Source organism: Labrys sp. WJW, assembly GCF_001676615.1.
GTDB classification, from domain to species: domain Bacteria; phylum Pseudomonadota; class Alphaproteobacteria; order Rhizobiales; family Labraceae; genus Labrys; species Labrys sedimenti.
In genome coordinates this window covers 1-3,956 of the sequence record NZ_LYXZ01000103.1, presented here as the reverse complement: position 1 = coordinate 3,956, position 3,956 = coordinate 1, and the positions used below count along the sequence as shown (strand labels likewise).

Genomic DNA, 3,956 nt, shown 5'->3' with positions numbered 1-3,956 from the left:
GGCGGTTGCGCCGGGGTTATTGATAACAATTGGCGTGTCCGTACCAGGAGCTCCCGCCGCTCCCGAGCATACGAAAGTCGCCGGGTCGCAGCTTCCCGCAAACGCAGCACCAGGAGCCGCTACCATTCCACCGCAGGACAGCGCAGCGGCAATGGCGATGGTCGATGTTAAGGCTTTCGGATGAACGAGGCTACGCTGCGCCACCCGAACCGGGCTACCTACCGTTAAAGTAGCTCCAAGAGGCGAAGAAGACTTCTTGTGCTTGCCGACGAGTCGAGGGGACATGGGGATTTCCATAATTGAACGTATTTTTGAACATATTTACTCCCCAGATTCCTCACAATTTCACAAAATGTCTTTACATGTCACTTCCTGACACAAACTATCTCATTCGGAAGGATTATCCCCCCAGGTCCTCCGAGTATAAATACGAATTTTTCTGGACAGTGACCGAAAAGCCATACTATTCCGCGAAGGTGAACCCTTGTCCGCGAATGGCATGCAGGGGTAGCACCATGTTTAGCTTCTTGGCCCTTCGACGTAGGCGGCTTACGATGGTATCAAGGTGGGTATAGTTGAAGTCATAGACATCAGCGCCCATGGCTTCGACCAGCGCGCTCCTCTCGACAGTGTTGCCGCGCGCCCTGAACAGGCATCCCATGAGGCGCTGTTCGGAGACTGTCAGGCGCAGGTGGTGGCCCAGGCCGTCAACGAGTGTCCATCCCCCTTCCACGAGGGCCCATTGCGGACTCTTGGGAGGAACGGGCAGTTTGCGATTCTTGGCGACGCGATTGTGGAGTGCCACCACCGTGGCGGCCAGTTCCCGAACATCGATGGGCTTGACGAGATAGGCATCCGCGCCTTTCTCGAGGCCGGTGACCCGGTCATTGATCGATCCACGGGCCGTGGCCATGATGATCCCGACCGGTTGCGAGGCCCGCATATGGGTCGCTATCGACAGGCCGTCTTCATCTTGCAGGCCAATATCGAGGACAACGATCTCGCATGGCATGCCAGCATAGGCCCGGTACAGAGCCGCAGCACTGCCAAACCCCTGTACGTTCAAGCCCAATCTGGTTAGGCCCGCCACCATTTCTTCGCGAAAATCCTCATCGTCATCAACGAGATAAACGAGAGGAGCGATCGCGACATCGCCCGGTTTAGCTTCTCTTGCGAACATCAATGCCCCCTCCATGTCGCACTTCCGCAGCATCCGATTCCACCTAATCGTTGCTTTGTCTATCTTGTTTAGTTGCTTTGTGGTGCAAGCCTCATGGGGGCTTTCACTCAAATCGACGGACGGTATCAAAGGCGCGGTTTCCCTGAGCGGTCACCTCGCCGTCCTCAATGACCGGAGCGGTGCACTCACCATCGAGGACATCGTCGCAGGACAGCCCGATCTTCAATTCGTTCCCGTCCCTTCGATGCTCACCCAAGGGTATCAGAAAGGCGCGATCTGGGTTCGCTTCTCCCTTGCCGCTCCGGAAGATTCCAGTCAGTGGCTCCTGCAGATCGAAAGGCCCCTGATCGAACACGTCACTCTCTATGCGCCGACCGGAACCGGAAGCCTGGCAGCCGTACCGCCTAGCTCCTTTCGCCTGGAGGTGGAAGACGAGACCGACGCCTATTCCGCCGTTTTTCGAATTGCTGCCCCCCCCACATCGACCGACTATTACATCCGCTTGCAGTCATCCACCTCGATCACAACGTCATTGAATATATGGCAAAAAGCAGGTTACGAAAAATACATAAATGTAAATGACTGGATTATAGGAGTATTAATAGGTTCCATCCTGGCAATGATATCAGCGAATTTGCTTTATTATTTCTGGCTTAGGGATAACATATTTGTACTTTATATATTATTGATTTCATTTTCAGGACTCATAAGCATATATCATATGGGGTATTCGTCCGAGGCTTTATTTTTCCTTGGGCCCGAATTCATACGTATGTTCTGGGGAATTGTCGTCTGTTCATACAGCATATTCTTGATGCTATTTTTAGAAAATCTTTTCGAATTTCGACGCTATTCACTTCTCGTGTGCCGCATCTCCCACGGCATTGTCCTTCTCAATGTCGCCGCTTTGATGTTCGCGTTTGCGGGACGGTATGGCGACGTCGGTTTCTTTGTCTCGCGATTGCAGCAGATTTATCTCATCCTCGCCGCCATTTTTGTATTATATTTGCTTATTATTCGACGAAATTTCCAATATCTATTGCCGGCATTTGCCTTTTTAAGTGTAGTTCTCCTGGCATCTGTTATGCAACTGCAATATACTGGATTCAATCCACTGAAGATCGACAGTTCTTTGGCAAGGCTTTTGGCGGTGGGTACTTTAATCCATCTCATGCTGCTAAGCGCTGCCGTCGCCAAACGGGCTCGGCTTGCCGAGCATAATCTCAGCAAGGAAAAAGATCGCGTCATTGCCATGTCGCGGTTCGCCGAACAGGAACTGACGACCAAGGTGCGGGAGAGAACCGCCGAACTCGCGGAAAGTAACGCATCACTCAAGGAGGAAATGGATCGGCGCCACCTGCTTGAAATGAAACTCAGGCGATCCCTTGCTTCCGTCAATGATGCCCTGGCTCAGCAACGGGGCTTCGTTGCTCTGGTATCGCACGAATTTCGCAATCCCCTGGCGGTGATCTTGGCTGCCGCCAACAATCTCTCGCTATCCGCTGCAGGAGATGTCGACACTGTCAAGGTGCGAGCCGCCAAGATCCGGCAGGCTGTCGAGAGAATGTCGATGCTGATTGAAAATGTCCTGGCTGAAGAGCGGCTCGACACCGGGCAGGCATGGTCATTCCCGATACTCGAAATATTCGATCTCAACGAGGTTCTGGACACCGCCGAGGCAGGATTGGATGACACCGCGACCAAGCGCGTACGCTTTGTTCGGGGCGACGAAGCGATGGTGAAAGGGGACCCCAATCTACTGGAAATTGCGGTGTTGAACCTAATCCAGAATGCCTTGAAGTATTCGGCTGAGAGCACCGTCGTGACGGTGCAGCTGAGGTCAGACGAAGATACCGTATTCATCAATGTCATGGACGACGGAATTGGCGTTTCCGAAACTGATCGTGAACGCATATTCCAAAAATACTATCGCGCGGCAGGGCAACGAATAAATGGCTCCGGCTTGGGGCTTTATATTTCAAGGGAAATTGCTCGCCAGCATGGCGGCGACCTCATACTGGCCGCTGGCGACCGGAGCGGCTCCACATTCTGTCTCTCGCTGCCTCTCGTGAAAGGAGCCTCTCAATCGTGAACAAGTCGATTGAGGTCCAACTGAAATATTCCAAACCGATACACCACCCCGTGGTGAAGGCTGACGACACAGCACTGGATTGCGCGAGGAGAAGCTGGCGGTTTTCCGTCCTGGTGGCCGGCTTGAAATCGCTCTCCTGGGACAAACGCATGGAAACGACATCGCACTGATTTGTGGAGCAATGCGGAGCAGCAAGACTTGCGCCGACACCGAGCTGACAAGGCTTGCGTCGCACGATACCGACCGAGGAATTCCGCCCTTCTTCCTCCCGAAAGCGGCAACTTTTGCCACTTATCGTTAAAAAAGTTCCAAGTTCGCGACTGATCACGACAGGTATAGTTCCACCTTCGGCGCTGGGTAGCCGACTTTTGCCGTAGGATTGGGTTCCCCCACCGACACAAAGTGCGGTATTGGGTGATATAGAGACAGGAAGTGACAGGAAGAACGCGAGAATAGACCGATGCGGCCGGAGCCTAATACCAGATTGGTATTGGACCACGAAGTGTCATGTTCAAATGGATAGCTTTATATCGAAATCCAAGACGATAAGCTGACCTTCAACAAAGCTTCACTCGCGAAAAGGAGATCCAGCATGGCCGATCACAGCATCAAGGGAAAAGTGGCGCTGATTGCCGGCGGCGGCAAGAATCTGGGCGGGTTGCTCGCTCGCGACCTGGCGGCGCA

The 3,956-nt window shown here is 53.2% G+C and carries 3 protein-coding genes and 1 pseudogene; 3 read left to right on the top strand and 1 reads right to left on the bottom strand.

All coding sequences use genetic code 11. The features are described from left to right. Positions 1-463 precede the first annotated feature (463 nt). Complete coding sequence (locus tag BA190_RS34765; RefSeq protein WP_162275292.1) at positions 464-1,195, bottom strand: response regulator transcription factor; 732 nt, start codon at positions 1,193-1,195, stop codon at positions 464-466. On the opposite strand from BA190_RS34765, the gene BA190_RS34760 reads away from it, so the two are divergent. The 3 genes and pseudogenes from BA190_RS34760 to BA190_RS36385 form a co-directional block, all read left to right on the top strand. After that, complete coding sequence (locus BA190_RS34760) at positions 1,194-3,272, top strand: sensor histidine kinase (RefSeq protein ID WP_068299776.1); 2,079 nt, start codon at positions 1,194-1,196, stop codon at positions 3,270-3,272. The genes BA190_RS34765 and BA190_RS34760 overlap by 2 nt on opposite strands. Continuing rightward, positions 3,269-3,442 (top strand): hypothetical protein, encoded by a 174-nt coding sequence (locus BA190_RS36390; RefSeq protein WP_156771849.1) that lies wholly within the window; start codon positions 3,269-3,271, stop codon positions 3,440-3,442. The genes BA190_RS34760 and BA190_RS36390 overlap by 4 nt, the downstream gene beginning before the upstream one ends. A 422-nt stretch (positions 3,443-3,864) precedes the next feature. Next, positions 3,865-3,956: pseudogene (locus BA190_RS36385) on the top strand (short-chain dehydrogenase); the annotation flags it as partial.

What these genes read in the sequence shown, in the direction of transcription:
- BA190_RS34765 (WP_162275292.1), bottom strand. Translation starts at nt 1,195, where the DNA reads ATGGAGGGGGCATTGATGTTCGCAAGAGAAGCTAAACCGGGCGATGTC.
- BA190_RS34760 (WP_068299776.1), top strand. Translation starts at nt 1,194, where the DNA reads ATGTCGCACTTCCGCAGCATCCGATTCCACCTAATCGTTGCTTTGTCT.